General features: G+C 59.6%; 21 protein-coding genes and 1 pseudogene. 11 read left to right on the top strand and 11 right to left on the bottom strand.

Features of this window, described 5'->3' with window-relative positions:
- Positions 1 to 24 precede the first annotated feature (24 nt).
- Positions 25 to 2652, bottom strand: coding sequence for an ATP-dependent chaperone ClpB (gene clpB / locus ACLP2E_RS09000; RefSeq protein ID WP_442464604.1), 2628 nt, complete (start codon positions 2650 to 2652; stop codon positions 25 to 27).
- Between the two features lie 389 nt (positions 2653 to 3041).
- On the opposite strand from clpB, the gene ACLP2E_RS08995 reads away from it, so the two are divergent.
- On the top strand, positions 3042 to 3494 hold the full coding sequence (locus ACLP2E_RS08995) for a hypothetical protein (protein WP_442465717.1): 453 nt from the start codon (positions 3042 to 3044) through the stop codon (positions 3492 to 3494).
- Positions 3495 to 3659: 165 nt separating this feature from the next.
- On the opposite strand, the pseudogene ACLP2E_RS08990 reads toward ACLP2E_RS08995, so the two are convergent.
- From ACLP2E_RS08990 to htpG, 3 genes and pseudogenes are all read right to left on the bottom strand, one after another.
- Positions 3660 to 3815, bottom strand: a pseudogene (locus ACLP2E_RS08990) (DUF4167 domain-containing protein); the annotation flags it as partial.
- 401 nt (positions 3816 to 4216) lie between these two features.
- The gene (prmC, locus tag ACLP2E_RS08985) at positions 4217 to 5059 is read right to left on the bottom strand and encodes a peptide chain release factor N(5)-glutamine methyltransferase (RefSeq protein WP_442464606.1); all 843 of its coding nucleotides are present in this window, start codon (positions 5057 to 5059) and stop codon (positions 4217 to 4219) included.
- A gap of 41 nt (positions 5060 to 5100) precedes the next feature.
- Positions 5101 to 6969 (bottom strand): molecular chaperone HtpG, encoded by a 1869-nt coding sequence (gene htpG, locus ACLP2E_RS08980; protein WP_442464607.1) that lies wholly within the window; start codon positions 6967 to 6969, stop codon positions 5101 to 5103.
- 475 nt (positions 6970 to 7444) lie between these two features.
- On the opposite strand from htpG, the gene ACLP2E_RS08975 reads away from it, so the two are divergent.
- Positions 7445 to 7813, top strand: a complete 369-nt coding sequence (locus ACLP2E_RS08975; RefSeq protein ID WP_442464608.1) for a DUF2794 domain-containing protein — start codon at positions 7445 to 7447, stop codon at positions 7811 to 7813.
- A gap of 13 nt (positions 7814 to 7826) precedes the next feature.
- Here the strand turns inward: ACLP2E_RS08975 and coaA are convergent, their stop codons facing one another.
- The 7 genes from coaA to hisB are packed head-to-tail and all read right to left on the bottom strand — an operon-like array spanning position 7827 to position 12472.
- A complete protein-coding gene (gene coaA / locus ACLP2E_RS08970) occupies positions 7827 to 8816 on the bottom strand; it encodes a type I pantothenate kinase (RefSeq protein ID WP_442464609.1) in 990 nt (329 codons plus the stop codon).
- Between the two features lie 30 nt (positions 8817 to 8846).
- On the bottom strand, positions 8847 to 9167 hold the full coding sequence (locus tag ACLP2E_RS08965) for a phosphoribosyl-ATP diphosphatase (protein ID WP_442464610.1): 321 nt from the start codon (positions 9165 to 9167) through the stop codon (positions 8847 to 8849).
- A 14-nt stretch (positions 9168 to 9181) separates the two neighbouring features.
- The gene (gene hisF / locus ACLP2E_RS08960) at positions 9182 to 9955 is read right to left on the bottom strand and encodes an imidazole glycerol phosphate synthase subunit HisF (protein ID WP_442464611.1); all 774 of its coding nucleotides are present in this window, start codon (positions 9953 to 9955) and stop codon (positions 9182 to 9184) included.
- An 18-nt stretch (positions 9956 to 9973) separates the two neighbouring features.
- Positions 9974 to 10723, bottom strand: coding sequence for a 1-(5-phosphoribosyl)-5-[(5-phosphoribosylamino)methylideneamino]imidazole-4-carboxamide isomerase (gene hisA / locus ACLP2E_RS08955; RefSeq protein ID WP_442464612.1), 750 nt, complete (start codon positions 10721 to 10723; stop codon positions 9974 to 9976).
- Positions 10711 to 11361 carry an imidazole glycerol phosphate synthase subunit HisH gene (gene hisH / locus ACLP2E_RS08950; RefSeq protein ID WP_442464613.1) on the bottom strand — a complete coding sequence of 217 codons (651 nt, stop codon included), beginning with the start codon at positions 11359 to 11361 and terminating at the stop codon, positions 10711 to 10713. Before hisH ends, hisA begins: the two co-directional genes overlap by 13 nt.
- A complete protein-coding gene (locus tag ACLP2E_RS08945; RefSeq protein WP_442465706.1) occupies positions 11358 to 11864 on the bottom strand; it encodes a DUF2628 domain-containing protein in 507 nt (168 codons plus the stop codon). The genes hisH and ACLP2E_RS08945 overlap by 4 nt, the downstream gene beginning before the upstream one ends.
- A gap of 17 nt (positions 11865 to 11881) precedes the next feature.
- Positions 11882 to 12472 (bottom strand): imidazoleglycerol-phosphate dehydratase HisB, encoded by a 591-nt coding sequence (gene hisB, locus ACLP2E_RS08940; RefSeq protein ID WP_442464615.1) that lies wholly within the window; start codon positions 12470 to 12472, stop codon positions 11882 to 11884.
- 150 nt (positions 12473 to 12622) lie between these two features.
- On the opposite strand from hisB, the gene hslV reads away from it, so the two are divergent.
- The 9 genes from hslV to miaB all read left to right on the top strand — a co-directional run bounded on the left by hslV (position 12623) and on the right by miaB (position 20791).
- Positions 12623 to 13192: an ATP-dependent protease subunit HslV gene (hslV, locus tag ACLP2E_RS08935; protein ID WP_442464616.1), complete on the top strand. Its 570-nt coding sequence runs from the start codon at positions 12623 to 12625 to the stop codon at positions 13190 to 13192.
- Positions 13193 to 13225: 33 nt separating this feature from the next.
- Positions 13226 to 14527 carry an ATP-dependent protease ATPase subunit HslU gene (gene hslU / locus ACLP2E_RS08930; protein WP_442465705.1) on the top strand — a complete coding sequence of 434 codons (1302 nt, stop codon included), beginning with the start codon at positions 13226 to 13228 and terminating at the stop codon, positions 14525 to 14527.
- 175 nt (positions 14528 to 14702) lie between these two features.
- A complete protein-coding gene (locus ACLP2E_RS08925; RefSeq protein WP_442465704.1) occupies positions 14703 to 15377 on the top strand; it encodes a hypothetical protein in 675 nt (224 codons plus the stop codon).
- A gap of 101 nt (positions 15378 to 15478) precedes the next feature.
- Complete coding sequence (gene trpS / locus ACLP2E_RS08920) at positions 15479 to 16513, top strand: tryptophan--tRNA ligase (RefSeq protein ID WP_442464619.1); 1035 nt, start codon at positions 15479 to 15481, stop codon at positions 16511 to 16513.
- A 101-nt stretch (positions 16514 to 16614) separates the two neighbouring features.
- On the top strand, positions 16615 to 17175 hold the full coding sequence (locus ACLP2E_RS08915; RefSeq protein WP_442464620.1) for a NifU family protein: 561 nt from the start codon (positions 16615 to 16617) through the stop codon (positions 17173 to 17175).
- 44 nt (positions 17176 to 17219) lie between these two features.
- Positions 17220 to 17909, top strand: a complete 690-nt coding sequence (gene tsaB, locus ACLP2E_RS08910; RefSeq protein WP_442464621.1) for a tRNA (adenosine(37)-N6)-threonylcarbamoyltransferase complex dimerization subunit type 1 TsaB — start codon at positions 17220 to 17222, stop codon at positions 17907 to 17909.
- Complete coding sequence (gene rimI / locus ACLP2E_RS08905; RefSeq protein ID WP_442464622.1) at positions 17906 to 18391, top strand: ribosomal protein S18-alanine N-acetyltransferase; 486 nt, start codon at positions 17906 to 17908, stop codon at positions 18389 to 18391. The genes tsaB and rimI overlap by 4 nt, the downstream gene beginning before the upstream one ends.
- 32 nt (positions 18392 to 18423) lie before the next feature.
- Complete coding sequence (locus ACLP2E_RS08900) at positions 18424 to 19239, top strand: lysophospholipid acyltransferase family protein (RefSeq protein ID WP_442464623.1); 816 nt, start codon at positions 18424 to 18426, stop codon at positions 19237 to 19239.
- Positions 19240 to 19405: 166 nt separating this feature from the next.
- Positions 19406 to 20791 carry a tRNA (N6-isopentenyl adenosine(37)-C2)-methylthiotransferase MiaB gene (gene miaB / locus ACLP2E_RS08895; RefSeq protein WP_442465716.1) on the top strand — a complete coding sequence of 462 codons (1386 nt, stop codon included), beginning with the start codon at positions 19406 to 19408 and terminating at the stop codon, positions 20789 to 20791.

Genomic DNA, 20791 nt, shown 5'->3' with positions numbered 1-20791 from the left:
CCGGCCTTTTCATTGCTGTTTCAATCAGTTGAGCAAGGTCGGCGTTGCTTCCGGAGCTACCGCCGGCTTGCCGACAGGCTTGCCGTCGATGGTCAGTTCGCCATTATTGGCGCCGATGACGACTTGCGCGCCGTCGTTGATTTCGCCGGCCAGCAGCATTTCAGCCAGCGGATCCTGCACATATTTTTGGATCACGCGCTTGAGGGGGCGCGCGCCATAGGCCGGATCGTAGCCCTTGTCGGCCAGCCAACTCCTGCCATTTTCGGTCAGTTCCAGTATGATCTTGCGATCCTCCAGCAACCGGTCCAGCCGTTTGAACTGAATGTCGACGATCGCGCCCATATCCTGCCGCCGCAGGCGGTGGAACAGGATGATTTCATCGACCCGGTTGAGGAATTCCGGCCGGAAATGCGAACGGACGACCTGCATCACCTCGCTATAGACGGCGGAGGAATCTTCGCCTTCCTTCTGCATGACCAGAAACTCCGAGCCGAGATTGGAGGTCATGATGATGACGACATTGCGGAAATCCACGGTGCGGCCCTGGCCATCGGTCAGGCGACCGTCATCTAGTACCTGCAGCAAGACGTTGAATACGTCGGGATGGGCTTTTTCTATTTCGTCGAATAGTACGACCTGATAGGGCCGACGCCGCACCGCTTCGGTCAAGGCGCCGCCCTCCTCATAGCCGACATAGCCGGGCGGCGCGCCGATGAGCCGGGAAACCGAATGTTTTTCCATATATTCCGACATGTCTATGCGGACCATCGCCGTTTCGTCGTCGAACAGGAACGACGCCAGAGCCTTGGTCAGTTCTGTCTTGCCGACGCCGGTCGGGCCGAGGAACATGAAGGAGCCGATCGGGCGGTTGGGGTCCTGCAAACCGGCGCGGGCGCGGCGAACGGCCGTCGCCACCGACGCGACCGCTTCGCGCTGGCCGACAACCCTTCGCGCAAGTTCATCCTCCATTTTCAGGAGCTTGGCTCGCTCTCCCTCCAGCATTTTATCGACCGGCACGCCAGTCCAGCGTGACACGACCTGAGCAATCTGGTCCGGGGTGACCTCTTCGTCGACCAGAACTTCGCCGGACTTGGCTTCGTTCTCGGCGAGTGTGCGCTCCAGTTCGGGTATGATTCCGTAGGTCAGCCGCCCGGCTTCAGCGTAATCGCCCTTGCGCTGGGCGATCAGTAGATCATTGCGCGCCGCTTCAAGCTTTTCCTTCATCTTCTGGGCCGCGCCGAGCTTGTCTTTTTCCGCTCGCCAGCGCGTCGTCAGTTCGGCGGATTTTTCGCTCAATTCGGCAAGCTCGCCTTCCAATCGCTGCAGCCGGTCCTTGGAGGCTTGATCGGTCTCTTTTTTGAGCGCCTCCTGCTCGATCTTGAGCTGCATGATGCGCCTGTCGAATTCATCGAGTTCTTCCGGCTTCGAATCGACCTGCATTCGTAGGCGTGAGGCCGCTTCATCCATCAAATCGATGGCTTTGTCGGGCAGAAAGCGATCGGCAATATAGCGATTGGATAAAGTCGCGGCCGCGACTAGGGCGGAATCGCTGATCCGCACGCCGTGATGGAGCTCGTATTTTTCCTTCAGGCCACGCAGGATGGAAATCGTGTCCTCGACCGTCGGTTCGCTGACGAAAACCGGCTGAAAGCGCCGCGCCAAAGCCGCGTCTTTCTCGACATGTTTGCGATATTCGTCGAGCGTGGTCGCCCCGACGCAATGTAATTCGCCACGCGCCAATGCTGGCTTGAGCAGGTTGGAGGCGTCCATCGCGCCGTCCGCCTTGCCGGCGCCGACCAGGGTGTGCATTTCGTCGATGAACAGAATGACGCCGCCTTCGGCCGCCGTCACTTCATTCAAGACGGCTTTCAGGCGCTCCTCGAATTCGCCGCGATATTTCGCGCCGGCAATCAAGGCGCCCATGTCCAGGGCCAGAAGACTCTTGTCGCGCAGGCTCTCTGGCACGTCGCCATTGACGATCCGCAGCGCCAGGCCTTCGACGATCGCCGTCTTGCCGACGCCGGGCTCGCCGATCAGAACTGGATTATTCTTCGTGCGGCGGGACAGAACCTGAATCGTACGCCGGATTTCCTCGTCGCGGCCAATGACCGGGTCGAGTTTGCCCTCGCGCGCCGCCTCGGTAAGGTCGCGCGCGTATTTTTTCAGTGCATCATAGGCGTTTTCCGCGGAAGCCGAATCGGCGGTGCGGCCCTTGCGCAAATCCTCAATCGCCTTGTTCAGGCCCTGCGCATTGGCGCCGGCCTTGGCGAGGATTTTGCCAGCCTCGCTGCTTGAATCCATGGCGAGAGCGAGCAATAGCCGCTCGACGGTCACGAAAGAATCGCCGGCCTTCTGGGCGATTTTTTCGGCGCTCTCGAAAAGCCGCGCGGTGGCGGGGGCAAGATAGAGCTGCCCGGCGCCCGAACCTTCAACACGGGGGAGCTTGGCCAATGCCAATTCGACTTGTTGCAACGCTTCTCGCGAACGGCCGCCGGATTTGTCTATGAGACCGGCGGAAAGGCCCTGTTCGTCGTCGAGCAGTACTTTGAGCAGATGAAGCGGGGTAAATTGCTGGTGGCCTTCGCGGACGGCCAAGGATTGCGCGGATTGGACAAAACCGCGCGCGCGTTCGGTAAATTTCTCGATATTCATATCAATCCTCCAAGCCCACGACGGTCCCCCGCTAGGCGAGACTGCGCGTCATACGAGATGGCCCCTTCCGGCGGCCTCGGGAGTGATATGGGAACGTCTTTGCCGGTTGAAAGGGCGCCGGATTTGAAAGCTTGGCTTTTTTGAGACTTTTGACGATCGATAAAAAACGGCGCCCCGAGGGGCGCCGCAATCTTTTAATGCCTATGTTTTCGGAAAGAATCAATTCAGTCCGCCGAACTGGTCTCGGGCAAAGGCGCGGCGTCGCCGCCTTCGGCTCCCGTCTCGGGGCGAACCCTGCGCCGGCGGCGGGGGCGCAGATGAAAACGGTTCTCGCCGTCGTCTTCGCTTGGCGTGGGCCCAAAATCCACAGGTGGCGGCGCTGCCGCGCTTTGCTCGACGAATGCTTCGGGTGGAGCTTCCATCTGCGGCGCAAGCGGGCGCGACGGCGCAGTGATGAAAGCCGGCAAAGCGGAGCTTATCGCGTCGAAATCGACGCGCGGCTGCTCCTGCCCGGCGGGGCTGGGCTCAAACCGTTGCTGTTGATCGCGAAAGCGGTTCCGGCCCTGTCCGTGCGGTCGCTCGCCGCCATTGCGCTCGCCCTGTTGACCGAACCGCCGGTCGTTGCGGGGCTGGCGGTCTTGCCGGTCTTGGCGTTCGCCACTGGATTGGGGAGCGCGTTCCGGATTTCTTTCCTGGCGCTCCGGCCGGTCGTTCCGCCGTTCACTTTGATCGCCATTAAACGCCGGGCGGTCGAAATAGGGTTGCGGCTGGCCGCCATATCCCATTTGCCCGCCATCTGGCTGCGGTTGTTGAAAAGGAGGAGTTTGGGGTGTGCGCTCTAAAGGAGAAGCGAAACGGTCGGGCAAGGCGACGAAATCGTCGTCCTCGTCTCCTTCGTCGAATTCCTCGCCGTTCCGCCCATAGCCCATTTGCGCCTGTTGTTGGGCGGCCTGCGCGGCGGCGATCATCCGGAAATAGTGCTCGGCGTGCTGCAACAAATTTTCGGCAGCGACGGGATCGCCGGAAGATTGGGCGTCGCGCGCGAGTTGCAAATATTTCTCGGCGACGTGCTGCGCCGTGCCACGGATTTTTACGTCCGGGCCGTTGGATTCATAAGTCCGCGACAGCGGGTTCGGGCCTTTTCGATTGTTGCGACCACGCATGCGCTTGTTTTGACCAGGTCTCATTGACAATCCCTGAGTAATAATAGAGCGAAGCGATAACCATCGCCTGCGCATAAAGGCATCATCGCCTCATGCTAGTCACCATGGCGCGGCTATTTGGCGTTTTCGCCTTCACCGGCCATGTTCGCGGAATTCCCGCAAACTTTTTTCCGTCTAACAAGAGGGAATCGGCAGATCCTACCACGTCGCTCAAGTCGCGTCTGATGGGCCCGAACTCACGAATCCAAACGATTCCTTGTCTACCGGAACCGGATGATGACCGAGCCCTGCTGCGATTAAATGATGCGCAACTAGGTATTTGCTGCGGAGCAGACTAGACGTTTTTTTGTGCCTAGCCAAGTCCAAACTTAGCGAACCAGACGGAAGACCGAACCAGACCGCTACAGGGCTTGAATGGCGACAACCCGGTCCCGCCGTCCGCCGTCCGGGAAGATTTTCGCTTGGGAAAATCCTTCCGCCTCCAGAATAAAGGTCACATCTGAGGCTTGCCGCCACCCGATTTCAAAACAGGCGGCGCCGCCTTGTCGCAATAGCCGTTTGAGATTAGGGGCGATTCGACGATACGGAACGAGACCGTCCTCGCCGCCATCGAGAGCCAGAATCGGATCGAAGGCGGCGACTTCCGGCTCCAACGCGGCGATTTCGCGACGGGCTATATACGGCGGGTTCGATACGATCAGATCGAAATGGCCTTGCAGCGCTTCCGTCCAGTCTCCGCAAATAACGCCTGATCGCTGGGAAAGGCCGCAAAGCGTTAGATTATGATGGGTCGCGGCGCAGGCGACGGGTGAAATATCAACGCCAACGCCGAAGGCGTCGTCGCGACAACTAAGGAGCGCGCATAAAATTGCGCCGGACCCCGTCCCCAGATCGAGAATACGCGGTCGGACGATGTTTTTCGCTTCGAGAATGGCCAGGGCCGCGTTGACCAGCGTCTCGGTGTCGGCGCGGGGATCCAGCACTTCGGGATCGACACGCAGATCCAGCCCATAAAAGCCGCTGCGCCCCAGAATGCGGCTGACAGGTTCGCCGGCCAATCGACGCGCTGCAAATTGTTGCAACAGTGTCGCGGCGCCAAGACCCAAACGCCGTTCCGCGTGCGTTGAAAGGACCAGCGGCGTCAAGCCTGTCGCCTCTTCCAACAAGTGGCGCGATTCGAGCGTAGCCGGCTCCTTGCCGGCGGCGGCTAGGGCCGCCGCCAGTTTTTTCCTCGCCTGGGCCAAAGTTTCGGTCGCGGCGAAGGTTGGCGAATTAGCGTCCAGCTTCAGGCTCCAAGCGCTTTGCCCAACACGCGCGTCAGACGGGCGGCGAAAGCGGCGGCGTCTTGCGGCGCCTCGCCATCCATAAGCCTGGCCTCGTCGAAGAGAAGCCAAACGGCGTCTTCGAACAGGTTCTTGTCGCTCGCCTTAGCTTGCGATTCCAGGGCGATCACCAGCGGATGCGAGGGATTGACCTCAAGCACCGGCTTCATGCCGCCAGAATCCTGGCCGTGTGAGGCAAGGATTTGCTGCAGGCGCAGGTCGAGACCGAATTCAGGCGCCACGAGGCAGGCCGGGCTCTCCGAAAGACGGTCGGAAACGCGAACGTCCTCCACCACGGCTTCCAGCGTCTGTTTCGCAAGAGCGACGAAATCAGCGACGGATCCAGAGTCCGTCGCCGCTCTGTTCCCGTCGATAAAGTCGATTGAGTTTATGTCAGCCGCCCCTTGGGTCACGGATTTGAAGGGTTTGCCCTCATATCCAACCGCGGTCTGGACCCAGAAAGCGTCCACCGGGTCTGAAAGCAGCAGGACTTCGACGCCTCTTGCTCGAAATCCTTCGAGTTGTGGGCTTGCGGCTATGCGATCAGCGCCTTCGCCGGCGATATAATAAATGGCGGTCTGATTGGGCCGCAGGGCCGCGACATAATCGGCCAGCGAACGCTTCGCTTCTTTTTCGGCTGTCGTGGCGAATCGCGACATTTTCAACAGGACATCGCGGCGCTCGGGGTCTTCATAAAGGCCCTCTTTCAACACGGCGCCGAAATTTTTCCAGATTTCCGCAAATTTTTCGGCGTCCGTTTCCGCCAGTTTGGCGATTTCTTGCAAAACACGATTGGCGACGCCTTTCTTGATCGCGGCGAAGAGATGGCTCTGCTGAACCACTTCGCGGGAAACATTGAGCGGCAGATCAGGCGAATCGACAACGAGCCGCACGAATCGCAGATACCCGGGCAAGAGGTCGGCGTCGCGTGAAATCAGCACTCTACGGGAATAGAGCTTTGCGCGACCTTTGCGCGCGGGATCGAACAGGTCGAACGGGCGCGACCCGGGAACGAAGGCCAGAACCGTATATTCGGCGCGACCTTCCGCGCGCCAGTGAACAGTCAGGTCGGGATCGTCGAACTGGCCCGCCAGCTCCTGATAGAATTCCTTATATTGTTCTGGCGTGATTTCGCTCTTACTTTTTGTCCAGAGCGCCGCGCCTTCGCCGATGCGGCGGGGCTCCGCGCCGGGCTTTTCGATCAAATCGATCGGCGTAGCGACGGCCGCGGAATGTTCGTTGATGATCGTTTCGATCTTTTGCTGGTCAAGGTAGACTTTGGATTCTTCATTGAGGTGCAAAATGACACGCGTGCCGCGCAATGGAGCCTGTTCCACACCGATGGCCGCGATTTCATAATCGCCCTTACCGTCAGAACTCCAGCGCCAGGCATGATCTTCCCCGGCTCTTCGGGTTTCGACGACAACGAGGTCCGCAACCATGAAGGCCGAATAGAAGCCGATACCGAATTGGCCAATCAATTCAGCCGCCTCACCTTCTGACCCCTTCACTTTTTCCAGAAAGGCGCGGGTGCCAGAATTGGCGATCGTGCCCAGTGCAACCGAAAGATCCTCCTGGGACATCCCGACGCCGTTATCTTCGACGTTGAGCGTCGACGCGTCCGGATCAAGCGCCACGCGAATCGCGAAGGGCGTGCCGTCACTGACCAGGGCGGGGTCGCAGTTGGCCTCATAGCGCAGCTTTTCGCATGCGTCGGCGGAGTTGGAGATCAGTTCTCTGAGAAAAATATCGCGTTCAGAATAAATCGAATGCACCATGAGATGCAGCAGACGAGCCACGTCCGCCTGAAAAACATGACGTTCGCCCGTCATTGTCGCAGCTTCCGAATCCATATTGCCCACTCTGGTTCTTTCAAATTCTGCCATTGGAGCTTTGCTCCGAGCCGCAATATCGCGGCGCACCCGCCCAGTTTCAAGATGAAACCGCATGGGCGACGTCTTTCAGTTGGCAGTATCAGGAATGAATGAGCCGATCGGAAAAACCCGATCGGCTCAAAGTCTGGAGGATAGCTGGGTTATCGCCGGAAAATCACGTCTGCTAGGGGGGCTGCGTCGACGCGAAACAATCCGGGGCAATACCCTCCGACCGAGATGTTTTTGCAACCACAAATGAGCGAGCGAAGGGCGGCAAGGCGGCAGAAATATGATTTAATAATTTTGAATCAAAGCTTAAGCGCAAAATCGCCGATAGACAGATGCGCTCTGGCATTCTCCATCTGTGCTTGCGCCAGAAAAAGAACCGCGCGATCATCGGCGGCCATTTTCATCCAACCCCAAGTCTTTCCGCTTGAGCGACGATCGCACCGAACCGAATTTCAAGCTTCTGCGCTTGCCAGGCGCCATGGCAAGCGCGCCGCCCGGCCCGCTGGTCGGCTTCGACCGGCGCGAACTGCAGGCTATATTCAATATTTACGGGCGAATGGTCGCCGATGGAATCTGGCGCGATTATGCGATGGATTTCTTGCCGAACCGGGCGATCTTTTCGATTTTTCGTCATCACGGCGAGGCCGCCTATTACCGGATCGTCAAGGAACCGAAGGGTGTGCGCAAACCGGGGGCTTATTCGATCGTCATGCAGACGGGCTTGATCTTGAAGCGCAGCGCGGAACTGCCGCGGCTTCTTGCGGCGTTCGAAAAAAGGCCGAGACTTGTATAGTTCTTGAGATCAGTCAAAGCTTGCGCAACGCGACTTCCTCGATGCGATGGCTCGATCCCTTGGTCAAGATCAAGCTGGCGCGCGCGCGCGTAGGCAGGATATTTTCATGCAGATTGCGCAAATTGGTGCGCTTCCAGATGCTGCGAGCGACTTCTTCGGCCTCGGCGTCGCTGACTTCGGAAAATTTCTTGAAATAGGACCTGGGGTCGCGAAAAGCGGTCGAGCGCAGCCGCATGAAGCGCGAGACATACCATTTTTCCAGTTGATCCTCGTCAGCGTCAAGGTAGACCGAAAAATCGAAAAAATCGGAAACGAAGGGGGTTTCCTTGCCATCGCGGGGCAGTCTGCTGGGCAGGAGCACGTTCACGCCTTCCACGATGAGGATATCTGGCCGGTCGACGCCGACGCTTTCATCCGGCACAACGTCGTAAGTCAAATGGGAGTAGACCGGAGCCTCGACATGGCTGCGTCCCGCCTTGACGTCTGACAGAAAGCGCAACAGCTTGGCGCTGTCATAGCTTTCCGGAAAACCTTTGCGCTCCAACAGGCCTTCTCGCTCCAACTGAGCGTTGGGGAGGAGGAAACCGTCCGTGGTGATGAGGTCGACCTTCGGCGTATTGGCCCAACGTGAGAGCAGGGCCTGCAAAACGCGGGCGGTCGTCGATTTCCCAACGGCGACGGAACCTGCGACGCCGATGATATAAGGCACTTTGCCGTCGTCCGCGCCGAGAAACCTCTGCGTCGCCTTGAACAATCCCTGGGTGGCGGCGACATAGAGAGCAAGCAGGCGCGACAGCGGCAGGTAAATGGCGATCACTTCTTCGAGCGAAATGGGATCGTTGATCGATTGCAGCCGTTTCAGATCGCTGATCGTCAGAGTCAACGGCGTGTCGGCGCGCAATTGCGCCCATTCTTCGCGCGTAAAATGGCGGTAGGGCGACAAATTTGGGCCCGGCGTTTCGGTGGCAGCTTCGTCGCGCAATTGTCTCACAAGTTCAACCAAGGCCGCCTCCAAGACGCGCCAAGCCGCCTATTACGGACGCGAGGCTTTTTCCTGATGGCCCGATTGCTGAGTGCGCCGGGCAAGTTCTTCGATTACATCCTGCAACGGAACGCCGCCGTCTTGAAGCAAGACCAATAGGTGATAGAGCACGTCGGCGGCTTCGGCTTTCAAACCCGCTCCATCGCGCTCGACGGCGGCAATGGCTGCTTCGAAGGCTTCCTCTCCGAATTTCTTGGCGATCCGCGCCGTGCCGGAATCGAGCAGGCTGCGCGTGTAGGATTTATCGGCGCTAGCAGCGGCCCGGTTCGCTATGAGCCGGGAGAGATCGTCGAGGGTGAAAGGTTCGGTCATAGGTCGGAGTCCGTTCAGGCGGCGGGCGGATCGAGGCGCATCGGCAGGCCTGCCTTGGCCATAAAGGCTTTGGCTTCGCCGATGCTGTATTCGCCGAAATGAAAGATCGAAGCCGCAAGAACCGCGCTGGCGTGGCCATCGCGCACGCCTTCGACGAGATGATCGAGAGTGCCGACCCCTCCGGAGGCGATGACAGGAATGGAGACGGCGTCGGCGATGGTCTGGGTCAATTCGATGTCGAATCCGATCTTGGCGCCGTCGCGATCCATTGACGTCAGGAGAATTTCGCCGGCGCCCAGATCGGCGACTTCCCGGGCATAGGCGACCGCGTCAATTCCGGTGGGTCGGCGGCCGCCGTGGGTGAATATCTCCCAACGGCCCGGGCGGACATTTTTGGCGTCAATCGCGACGACAATACACTGACTCCCGAATTTTTCCGCGCCCCTTCGGACGAAATCGCGGTCATGCACGGCGGCGGTCATGATAGACGCCTTGTCGGCGCCCGCCAGTAACAGGTTGCGGATGTCGTCGAGCGTACGAACGCCACCGCCGACGGTCAGAGGCATGAAACAGGCTTCCGCCGTGCGCCGCACGACATCGAGCAGCAAGCCGCGCTCCTCGTGGCTGGCGGTGATATCGAGGAAGCATAATTCGTCGGCTCCGGCTGCGTCATAGGCGATGGCGCTTTCGACCGGATCGCCCGCGTCGCGGAGATCGACAAAATTGACACCCTTGACGACCCGTCCGTCCTTGACGTCGAGGCAGGGTATTACGCGCGTTTTGAGCAATTAGCTTCTCCGTCGCTTTCAGGCCGCGCGCCTGGCCCTGATCAAGTCCAGCGCCTGTTGCGGATCGAGGCGCCCATCATAAAGCGCGCGGCCGCTGATCGCGCCGGCCAAACGGACGCAATCAGGGTGCAGCAGTCGCTCGACATCGGCGATGGAGGCGAGGCCGCCCGAGGCGATGACGGGAATAGCGAGGGCGTCGGCGAGCGCCAGTGTGGCTTCGATATTCAGCCCCTTCAGTACGCCGTCTCGGGCGATGTCGGTGTAGATTATGGCTGAGACGCCGACGTCCTCAAAGCGTTTGCCGAGTTCGATGGCGGTCAGTTGTGAAGATTTCGCCCAGCCATCGACGGCGACCAGACCGTCGCGCGCATCGATGCCGACCGCGATCCGACCCGGATTTTTCCGGGCGGCTTCGCGGACAAGTTCCGGATCGCGCACTGCCGCCGTGCCGATGATGACCCGTGCGACGCCCTTGCCGAGCCAGCCGTCGATGGTGCGCATGTCGCGAATGCCTCCGCCGAGTTGCACCGGCATTTTGGTCAAAGCGGCGAGAACGGCGTCCACGGCGGCGGCGTTCATCGGTTTGCCGGCAAAGGCGCCGTCGAGGTCGACGACGTGCAGATATTCAAAGCCTTGCCGTTCGAAAACCAACGCCTGCGCGGCCGGGTCGTCGTTGAACACTGTCGCTTGCGTCATGTCGCCATGGATTAGGCGAACGCATTGGCCGCCTTTCAGATCGATTGCCGGGAACAGGATCACGGACGCCACCTCAAAAAATTGGAAATCAGCCGCAGTCCCATTGTCTGGCTCTTTTCGGGGTGAAACTGGACGCCAACGATCGTGTCGCGCCCCACGATGGCGGTCAATGCGTCGCCGTAATCGGTCGTCGCAATTATGTTTTCGCGATTTGACGGGCGAAGATGGTAAGAATGGACAAAATAAGCGTGAAGTCCTTGTTCCCCCGTAGGAATGTCCTTCAGCAGCGCGTGTGGCCTTGTGGGGGTGAGGTTATTCCATCCCATATGCGGGATTTTCAGCGCGGGATCGCCTGGCCGGATCGGGACGACCTCGCCGCCGATCCAGCCCAGGCCCGGCGTCACTCCATGTTCCAGACCACGTTCCGCCAATAATTGCATGCCGACGCAGATTCCGAGAAAGGGGGCGCCGCGCGTTTCGACTGCTTCGGTCATGGCCTCGACCATGCCGTCAATCGCGAGAAGACCGCGCCGGCAATCGGCAAAAGCGCCCACCCCAGGAAGAACCACCCAATCGGCCTGACGAACGTCTTGCGGATCGCTGGTGACGAGGATCGGCGCCGTCTGCCCGACTTCACGGGCGGCGCGCTCGAAAGCCTTGGCGGCCGAATGCAGATTGCCGGAGCCGTAATCGATGATGGCGACGCTCAACGCTTGGTCTCCTGCGGCGGAAACAGTCCCAAAAGGTCGGCTCCGATATTCTGTGTGGGCGATCCCAACCGGTCGCCGGGGGCGATGGCGGGCTTCGCCGGCGCGCTTGGCGCGATGACCTGAGGCCGGTCCCTTCGGCGATTAAAATAAAGACTTTCCGCTTCGCCGATCGACTCGCCAAGCGCCAAGCCCTGCAAAAGATAGCCGGAACGCGACAGGCGCGCTTGGTGGAATCGATCCGCTTCCAAGCCGAAGCCCAAAGCACCAACCAGATAGATGAACAAGGTGGCGCCGGGCTGCAGGTGGGCGAGCGCGCCAATTATTGCGACCAGAGAGGTCCAGGCAAACCAAAGCGCCAAGGCAAGCCACAGCCCATGCCAAAGCGCCCAACCGGGCGTTAGCAGGGATGCCTTCCAATCGAAACCCTGCCGCACCAGCACCGCTTCTTCCGCCACTTGCAGCGGCGAGAGGCCGGAGGGAAGGTAAACCGCATAGATTTGCATGTCCTCAATTCGCCCTTTCAGAGCACTCCCTTGGTCGAAGGCACACGGTCGCTCTGACGCGGGTCAATGGCCACGGCGGCGCCCAAGGCTCGCGCCACGCCCTTGAAACAGCTTTCCGCTATATGGTGGCTGTTCACGCCATATAGCGTTTCGATATGCAGGGCTATTGCGGCGTTCTGGGCGAGGGCCTGGAAGAATTCGCGTACCAGTTCGGCGTCGAAGTCGCCAATCCTAGCTTGTGGAAACTGCGTTCGAAACACCAGGAAAGGTCGTCCCGAAACGTCGACGGCGACACGTGTCAGCGTTTCGTCCATAGGCAAGTGAACGTCGGAATAGCGCACAATGCCGTGCAAATCCCCCAGAGCCTTCCGCAAGGCCTGGCCTAGGGCGATGCCGACATCCTCCACCGTATGGTGCTGGTCGATATGCAGATCGCCTTTGGCGTCGATCTCTATGTCCATCAGCGAATGGCGCGCCAACTGATCAAGCATATGGTCGAAAAAGCCAATTCCGGTAGAAATTTTGCTATTGCCGGCGCCCTCGATCGTGAGGCTCACGGAGACGGCGGTTTCTTTAGTCTTGCGTGTGATTTCGGCCTGGCGCGTCATTCTTTCTTTCCTTGCCCTGCGGCTGCGCGGCTTGTAGCAAAAGACGCGCCGTTTCGCCACTCTCCCGTCAAACGGACTTGTAACCGTCGCTTTGCCGCAATAGATGCGCTTGCAAAGAGTGGAAAAATCGGCCGCGCTGGAAAGTTTCACATGAACGATCGCTCGAATCCGCCCTCCATGCACGCAACGACCATTGTTCTGGTGCGCAAGGGCGGCAAAACTGTCATTGCCGGGGACGGTCAGGTGAGCTTTGGACAGACCGTCATCAAGGGCAACGCCCGCAAGGTGCGCCGTCTTGGCAAGGGGCAGGTGATCGTCGGCTTCGCCGGCGCAACCGCCGACGCCTTCACCTTGTGTGAGCGTCTCGAAGCCAAATTGGAGCAATATCCAGGTCACCTACTGCGCGCCTGCGTGGAATTGGCCAAGGATTGGCGAACCGACCGTTATCTGCGGCGGCTTGAAGCGATGATGCTGGTCGCGGACAAGAATGCAGCTTTGGTCCTGACTGGAAATGGCGATGTTTTGGAGCCCGAACAGGGACCGGATGGCGCAGTCATGGGCATAGGCTCGGGCGGAAACTACGCCTTGGCCGCGGGGCGGGCGCTGCTCGATACTTCCATGGACGCAGAGGCCATCGCCCGTCGAGCCTTGCAGATTGCGTCCGAAATCTGCGTCTATACCAATTCCAACTTTGTCGTCGAAAGCGTCGAATCCCTTTGACCCTCGACAAAGTCAGCCCCAAGGCCTGATTGCATGAGCGAACTTTCCCCCCGCGAAATCGTCTCCGAACTCGATCGTTACATCATCGGACAGAAAGACGCCAAACGCGCGGTCGCCATCGCACTGCGCAATCGCTGGCGGCGGCTGCGACTGGAGGGAATCATGCGCGAGGAGGTCTTGCCGAAGAATATTCTGATGATCGGCCCCACTGGTTGCGGCAAGACGGAGATCGCCCGCCGCCTTGCGCGTCTCGCCAATGCGCCCTTTCTCAAGGTCGAAGCGACCAAATTCACCGAAGTCGGCTATGTCGGCCGCGACGTCGAACAGATCGTGCGGGACCTGGTCGAAATCGGGATCTCCCTTGTGAAGGAGAACAAGCGGAAGGACGTCGCCGCGCGCGCGCAGTTGGCGGCGGAAGAACGAATCGTCACAGCCTTGGTCGGGGCCAACGCCAGTCCCGCAACCCGCGACTCGTTCCGCAAGAAGCTCCGCGCCGGGGAATTGGAAGACAAGGAAATCGAAGTCGAGATTTCTTCGAGCGCTAATCCGTCCATGCCGATGTTCGATTTGCCTAACATGCCCGGCGCCTCAATCGGCGCGATTTCACTGGGCGATATTTTTGGCAAATCCTCCCGGCCGAAACAGCAAAAATTGCAGGTTAAAGACGCTTATGCGCCTTTGCAGGCCGAAGAAAGCGAAAAATTGCTCGACCAGGACTTGATCGTCCGGCTGGCGATCCGCGAAGTGGAGAACAACGGCATCGTCTTCCTTGATGAAATCGACAAGATCTGCGCGCGCGACGGGCGCAGCGGCGACGTGTCGCGGGAAGGCGTGCAACGGGACCTGCTTCCCTTGATAGAAGGAACGACAGTGGCGACGAAACATGGGGCGGTAAAAACCGACCATATCCTGTTCATCGCCTCAGGCGCCTTCCATGTCGCCAAACCGTCAGATCTTTTGCCGGAGTTGCAGGGCCGGCTGCCAATCCGCGTCGAACTTTCCTCGCTCGACGAGGAGGATTTCAGGAGAATCCTCACCCAGCCTGAAGCCAGCCTGGTCAAACAATACTGCGCCTTGTTGGCGACGGAGGGCGTGAATTTGAAATTCACCGACGACGCTATCGACGCTTTGGCGCGGCTGGCGGTGCAGGTTAACGCCAGTGTCGAGAACATCGGCGCCAGACGTTTGCAGACGGTGATGGAACGAGTGCTCGACGAGGTGAGTTTCGCTGCTGCGGATCATTCCGGTAAGGACGTCACGATCGATGGCGAATATGTCGAAAACCGCGTCGGCGATCTGGCGCGCAATGTCGATTTGAGCCGCTTTATTTTGTAAGGGCGCTGGTCGAGACATATCACCGTCGCGAAACGGAGCTAACCATCGCGGCAATCGTTGATTGCGAAATGCCTTGGTTGCCTTGTTCGTGGCGTCTATTGGCGCCGTCAATGCCACTCCTCAGTGTTTTCGGTCGCAGTTGAGGGCCGACAGGCCGCTTGTCTCGGGGTTAGCCATGAGTAAAGCTGGCGCCTACCTATCGGGTATGAGCATTCTTGGCATGTTTTGTTTTAGCAGCGGCGGCCGCGCCGAAAATTTGCTTGAAATGATTTTTGGCCACCTCAAGGCGCCGGTGGAATCGCATCAGAACTCTGCCAGTCCATCACGTCGAAATGGTCATCATTCTTTCAAGTCTGACCGTTTTGCGTGGCGGAAGCACTCGGGTCACGAAGCTAGCGCTAGAGGTGACGATTCGACGCCATCGCCCGCGTCGATGAAACTGAGCTATGCCGAAGTATGGGGCGTTAACGCGAGCGGGCTGGAAAGCGCTCGCGATATGATCGCAAAGGTGTCGGAGGGCGATAGCACGTTGCGCCGTGGCGACGCTTTCATGACCTCTGAGGGTTTGCAGGTTTTTGTTGGCGACCGGAATGGCGATACGAAATTCGTACCGGTCGAGGCCGCCCCTCAAATCAGCCGGGCATTAAAAGCGCAGCTCAAGGCGCTGGAAAAATCGCCTGCCGCGAAACCAGTCCGCGTAGCGCGTGTGAAATCACGCGTCGATTCGGCCTCTGGCGCCCCTGTTACTACAAGCAAACCGGAAAAAGCGACGACGCAAGTGGTTAAGGATCGGTTGATTGAGACGCCGAACGGCAAAATTATCCGGCTCGTCGGCGGCTACGCCGGCTGAACCAGACGCGGGAGGTTAGACAGGAGCAAACGACGCGCCTCTTGCCAGAGCATCAGGTGAAAGCCATAAGACTGCGGTCTCCTCCTTCCCGTCGGACTGCAATGACGATCTTTCCCGAACGCGTCTTTTCCGGAATCCAGCCCACCGGCAATTTGCATCTCGGCAATTACCTGGGCGCCATCGTCAAATTTGTGGCGCTGCAAAAGACGCACGAGTGCCTGTTTTGCGTCGTCGACCTGCATGCGATCACCGTGCCGCAGGATCCGGGAGAACTGCGGCAGGCGATCCGCCGCATCGCCGCCGCCTATATCGCCTCTGGCCTCGATCCGGTCAAAAACATCATTTTCAACCAGAGCCAGGTCGCCGAACACGCCGAACTTGCCTGGATTTTCAATTGTGTCGCCCGCATGGGCTGGCTCAATCGCATGACCCAGTTCAAGGAAAAGGCCGGCAAGGATCGCGAGAACGCATCGATCGGGCTTTTCGCCTATCCGGCGTTGATGGCGGCGGACATTCTGCTTTATCGCGCCACCCATGTGCCAGTCGGCGAAGACCAGAAGCAGCATATCGAACTGGCGCGCGATATTGCGCAAAAATTCAACACCGATTTCGCCGGTTCAATCGCCGCCAACGGTCATGATGGCCCGTTCTTCCCTTTGCCGGAGCCGCTGATTCAAGGACCGGCGGCGCGGGTGATGAGTCTGCGCGACGGTCTCAAGAAAATGTCGAAATCCGATCCGTCCGATTTTTCGCGGATCAATCTTTCCGACGACGCCGAAGCCATTGCGCAAAAGGTCCGCAAGGCCAAGACCGACCCGGAACCCTTGCCTTCCGATGTCGAAGGTCTGGCGGGTCGACCTGAAGCGGAAAATCTCGTCGGAATTTATGCCGCTCTCTCCGATTCGCCACGCGAAAGCGTCCTCCAAGATTTCGGCGGCGCGCAGTTTTCCGCTTTCAAGAACGGTTTGGTCGATTTGGCGGTTGCTAAGCTAAGTCCGATCGGCGGGGAGATGCGTCGGCTGGAGGACGATCCCGCCTATATCGACTCGATCTTGCGCGACGGCTCGCTCCGCGCGCGCGAATTGGCCGGGCCGGTCATGGACCAAGTGAAGGATGTCCTGGGTCTGATCCGCTGAATTGGGCATTTTTCCGTTACCGCCCCTTTCACGGGGACGGCTGCGCCCTATCTCACTCTTATCCATCTCCGGCCTTGAACCGGACGATATCGGAGGCACGCATGTTCATCCAGACCGAAGCCACGCCCAATCCCGCCACGTTGAAATTTCTGCCCGGTGGCCAGGTTCTCGAAAACGGGTCGCGGGAAATAGAGAACGCGGAAGAGGCCCGGGTTTCGCCTCTTGCCAGCGCGCTTTTCGCAATCGACGGGGTCAGCGGCGTGTTTTTTGGCCCTGATTTTATTTCCGTGACCAAATCCTCCGGTGAATGGCAGCACCTCAAGCCTGCCATTCTTGGCGCGATCATGGAGCATTTCATGTCCGGCGAGCCGCTCCTCGGCTCGAACGCCCTTGACGCCGATCGGGCGGCAAGCGAGTTCTATGCGCCGGAAGACGCCGAAACGGTGTCGACTATCAAGGAGTTGCTAGAATCTCGGGTGCGGCCCGCCGTCGCGGGGGATGGCGGCGACATCGTTTTTCGCGGATTCAAGGATGGAGTTGTCTATTTGCAGATGAAAGGCGCCTGTTCCGGTTGTCCGTCATCGACGGCGACGCTTAAGCGGGGCATCCAGAATCTGCTTTGCCATTTCCTTCCCGATGTCAAAGCAGTGGAGCAGGCGTGAACGCGCCGAAACGTCACCCTGACGGCGCGGAGCAATAACATCCGATGCGGATTCTCGCGCTCGATACGGCTTTGCCGGCCGCTTCCATCTGCATTCTCGACGGCGGAGCGCCGCAGCCGCTGGTCAGCGAATCGCTCCCTATGGAGCGCGGTCACGCCGAAGCTCTGATGCCGATGGTGGCGCGCGCGATGGCGCAGGTGGAAGGCGGCTTCGCTTCGCTGGATCGGGTTGCGGTTACGGTGGGGCCAGGTTCGTTCACCGGCATCCGCATCGGCATAGCCGCTGCGCGCGGCATCGCTCTCGCACGGGGCATCGAAGCCGTCGGCGTCTCCACGCTCGCGGCATACGCGGCGCCTTTGTTGTTTGAGGAACCCGACGGGATCGTCGCCGCGGCCATCGACGCGCGGCACGGTCATGTGTTTTTTACGGCTTATGGACCGGGTGGGCGTGTATTGACCTCGCCGCGCATCCTTCCTTTGCGGGACGCCTGCCGCCTTCTCGGCGCCGGACGCGTTCGCGTCGTCGGTTCCGGCGCTTTGCTCCTCAAGGAAGAAGCCGCCAAAATCGGTTGTGATGTCACCGTTGTCAATGCCACGCCGGCGCCCGATATTTTCGCAGTAGCCCGGCTTGGTCTCGCCGCGGACCCTGGCAATGCGCCCGCGCGTCCGCTTTATCTCAAGGCGCCGGATGTCAAACCCAAGATCAACCAAGCCCTCCCGCACGCGTCCCCATGAAACAACCCCTGTTCTGGCCTGGCCAGCCCGCCTTGGCCGCGCCGCGTGCGCTGCGCCCGCCCGACAGCGCCGCCTGCGCCGTTTTGCACGCCTCAAGCTTCGCTCATCCCTGGTCCGCCTCTGAATTCGAGGCCTTGCTCGCCGATCCCGCATGTTCGGGCGAAGCAATTGAGGCAAAAGGCCGCCTTGCCGGTTTTATACTATCGCGTCGCGCGGTCGACGAGGCTGAAATCCTGACGATTGTCGTCGTTTCTCGCTGGCGTCGGCTAGGTTGTGGACAAAGGCTTATTGCCGCTCATCTGTCGCGATTGTCGGCCTTGGGCGTAACAAAACTTTTTCTTGAGGTCGACGAGGCCAATGTTGCCGCTTTGGCGCTTTACCGCCGTCACGGTTTCACTGAACAGGGGATGCGGAAGGCTTATTATGTCAAACCAGATGGGTCGCGGGCCAACGCGCTGATCATGGGTCGGGAGCTGACCTGAGCTTGTCGGCGGCAGGGCGAAAAATGCCATAAATGTGTCATCTGTCGCGCTTATCGGGCGGCATGGCTTATGTCCGCACTTTCTTTCTTCTTTTGGCCCTTTGCGGCTTCTACGTCATCGGCGTGCCCGTCCAGCGGCTGGCTAGGCGCCGCGGCTGGGCTCTGGCGCGGCTGATCCCGCCGTTTTTCGCTCGAACCATCTGCGTATTGCTGGGCTTGCGCATCCGCTTCGAAGGTGAGGATTTGGGTCCCAAGCCACGGATGATTGTCTCCAATCATGTCTCCTGGAGCGATATTCTTGTTTACGCCAGTCTTGAGACGCCCTGTTTTGTCGCCAAGAGCGAAGTGGCGGAATGGCCTTTGCTAGGAACTTTCGCCCGGGTACAGGACACGATTTTCGTGCGTCGCGACAATCGCGCCGATGTGCCTCGGGTCAATGCAGCCATGGCGGAAAAGATGATGCAGGGCGAGGACATCTTGTTGTTTGGGGAGGGCACCTCGAGCGACGGCGAGGGCGTACTCTCGTTCAAACCGTCGCATTTCGCCGCCGCTCGCGATCTTTTGCGGCTTTATCCGGCCGTCACTTCGGTGACGGTCCAGCCCGCCGCCATCGCTTATACCAGCGCGAAGGGCAAGAAACTCGACGCCGCCGGTCGGCGCCGTCTGGCCTGGTTCGGCGACGCAGAGCTTGCCCCTCACATCTGGCTTTTGCTGAAAAGCGCACCGGTTGAATGCGTCGTGCATTTCGGAGCTCCATTGGCTTTCTGCGCCGAAAGCGAGCGCAAGGCGATCGCCTTGGAAACGGAACGGCGGGTGCGGGAACTGGCCGAGGCCCAGCTTGCGTTCTGAGCAGCCGGAGGAAAATCAAATTTTCCGCCACATCGCTTACCGGATGCGGTAATATCCGTTATCTATCGGAAAACCCTGTCGTCCCGGAGGGACATTCTCGATTTTGAAGCCAGATCTCAATTCCCGTCGGCCCGAAACCGCGATCGCGGCCACGAATCCCACGCCGCTGCAGGCCGGCGTCAAAAAGCTCTTCGTCAAGTCCTATGGCTGCCAGATGAACGCCTATGACGCGGCGCGGATGGCCGATGTCCTGGCGCCGGAGGGCTATGCGGAAACGGGCGTCATCGAAGACGCCGACCTGATCGTGCTCAATACCTGCCACATCCGCGAAAAAGCGGCTGACAAGGTATTTTCCGAATTGGGCAAGGTGAGAATGCTGAAGGAGGCGCGCGAAGCCGCCGGCTTGACGACGACCATCGCCGTCGCTGGCTGCGTGGCGCAGGCGGAAGGCGCGGAAATCCTGCGCAAGCAACGCGCCGTCGATCTCGTCGTCGGTCCGCAGAGCTATCACCGCTTGCCGGAAATGTTGCGGCAGGCCGCGCTGGGGCCGGTGATCGATACGGATTTTCCGGTCGAGGACAAGTTCGACCATTTGGCTCAGCCGTCGGAAGAGAAGATCCGGCAACGCGGCGTGACAGCCTTTCTGACGGTTCAGGAAGGCTGCGACAAATTCTGCGCCTTTTGCGTCGTGCCTTATACCCGGGGCGCGGAAACGTCGCGGCCGGCCGGCAAGATTTTAGCGGAGGCCGAACGCCTTGCCCGCGCTGGCGTGCGCGAAATCACCCTCCTTGGTCAGAACGTCAACGGCTATCATGGCGAGGGCGAGGGCGGGAAAGACTGGTCCCTCGCCGACCTTTTAACTCGCCTCTCTAAAGTCGATGGCCTCGCGCGGCAGCGCTATATGACCAGCCACCCCAACGACATGAGTGAGGATTTGATCCGCGCTCACGCCGAACTGCCGTCGTTGATGCCATTCCTGCATCTGCCGGTGCAGTCGGGTTCGGACAGGATTCTCGACGCGATGAACCGCCGTCACACCGCCGCGGATTATGTTCGGCTGGTCGAACGCATCCGTCGGGCGCGGCCGGACATCGCCCTGTCGTCGGATTTCATCGTAGGTTTCCCTGGCGAGACCGAAGCGGATTTCGTCGCAACCCTGGAATTGGCGCGGGAAATCACTTTCGGCTCGACGTTTTTCTTCAAATATTCGTCCAGGCCGGGAACGCCCGGCGCTGACCTCGAAGATCAGGTGGCGGAAGAAATCAAGTCCGAGCGTCTGGGCCGGTTGCAGGAAGTGGTCGAGACGCAAAGACGCTCCTTCAATAGCGCGCTGGTCGGACGAACAATTGATGTCTTGTTCGAGAAGAAGGGACGCTATCCGGGCCAGATAGCGGGCAAATCGCCCTATCTTCAGCCGGTGCAGGTCGACGGCCCGGAAACATTGATCGGGCAGATCGCGCCGGTCGAAATTGTCGAATGCAGCTCCAATTCGCTTTTTGGCCGTCTCGCGGAAAGTTTTTCGCAAGCCCAGCCCACGCGGGAGGCGAATTGA

The organism is Rhodoblastus sp. (genome assembly GCF_052145335.1).
GTDB lineage: Bacteria > Pseudomonadota > Alphaproteobacteria > Rhizobiales > Beijerinckiaceae > Rhodoblastus.
Note: the sequence above shows the minus strand (reverse complement) of the source record. Positions and strands in the feature narration are given on the sequence as shown.

What these genes read in the sequence shown, in the direction of transcription:
- clpB (WP_442464604.1), bottom strand. Translation starts at nt 2,652, where the DNA reads ATGAATATCGAGAAATTTACCGAACGCGCGCGCGGTTTTGTCCAATCC.
- ACLP2E_RS08965 (WP_442464610.1), bottom strand. Translation starts at nt 9,167, where the DNA reads ATGACCGAACCTTTCACCCTCGACGATCTCTCCCGGCTCATAGCGAAC.
- hisB (WP_442464615.1), bottom strand. Translation starts at nt 12,472, where the DNA reads ATGACGCGCCAGGCCGAAATCACACGCAAGACTAAAGAAACCGCCGTC.
- ACLP2E_RS08925 (WP_442465704.1), top strand. Translation starts at nt 14,703, where the DNA reads ATGAGTAAAGCTGGCGCCTACCTATCGGGTATGAGCATTCTTGGCATG.
- tsaB (WP_442464621.1), top strand. Translation starts at nt 17,220, where the DNA reads ATGCGGATTCTCGCGCTCGATACGGCTTTGCCGGCCGCTTCCATCTGC.
- hslV (WP_442464616.1), top strand. Translation starts at nt 12,623, where the DNA reads ATGAACGATCGCTCGAATCCGCCCTCCATGCACGCAACGACCATTGTT.
- hslU (WP_442465705.1), top strand. Translation starts at nt 13,226, where the DNA reads ATGAGCGAACTTTCCCCCCGCGAAATCGTCTCCGAACTCGATCGTTAC.
- htpG (WP_442464607.1), bottom strand. Translation starts at nt 6,969, where the DNA reads ATGACGGGCGAACGTCATGTTTTTCAGGCGGACGTGGCTCGTCTGCTG.
- rimI (WP_442464622.1), top strand. Translation starts at nt 17,906, where the DNA reads ATGAAACAACCCCTGTTCTGGCCTGGCCAGCCCGCCTTGGCCGCGCCG.
- trpS (WP_442464619.1), top strand. Translation starts at nt 15,479, where the DNA reads ATGACGATCTTTCCCGAACGCGTCTTTTCCGGAATCCAGCCCACCGGC.
- ACLP2E_RS08900 (WP_442464623.1), top strand. Translation starts at nt 18,424, where the DNA reads ATGTGTCATCTGTCGCGCTTATCGGGCGGCATGGCTTATGTCCGCACT.
- ACLP2E_RS08915 (WP_442464620.1), top strand. Translation starts at nt 16,615, where the DNA reads ATGTTCATCCAGACCGAAGCCACGCCCAATCCCGCCACGTTGAAATTT.
- ACLP2E_RS08945 (WP_442465706.1), bottom strand. Translation starts at nt 11,864, where the DNA reads ATGCAAATCTATGCGGTTTACCTTCCCTCCGGCCTCTCGCCGCTGCAA.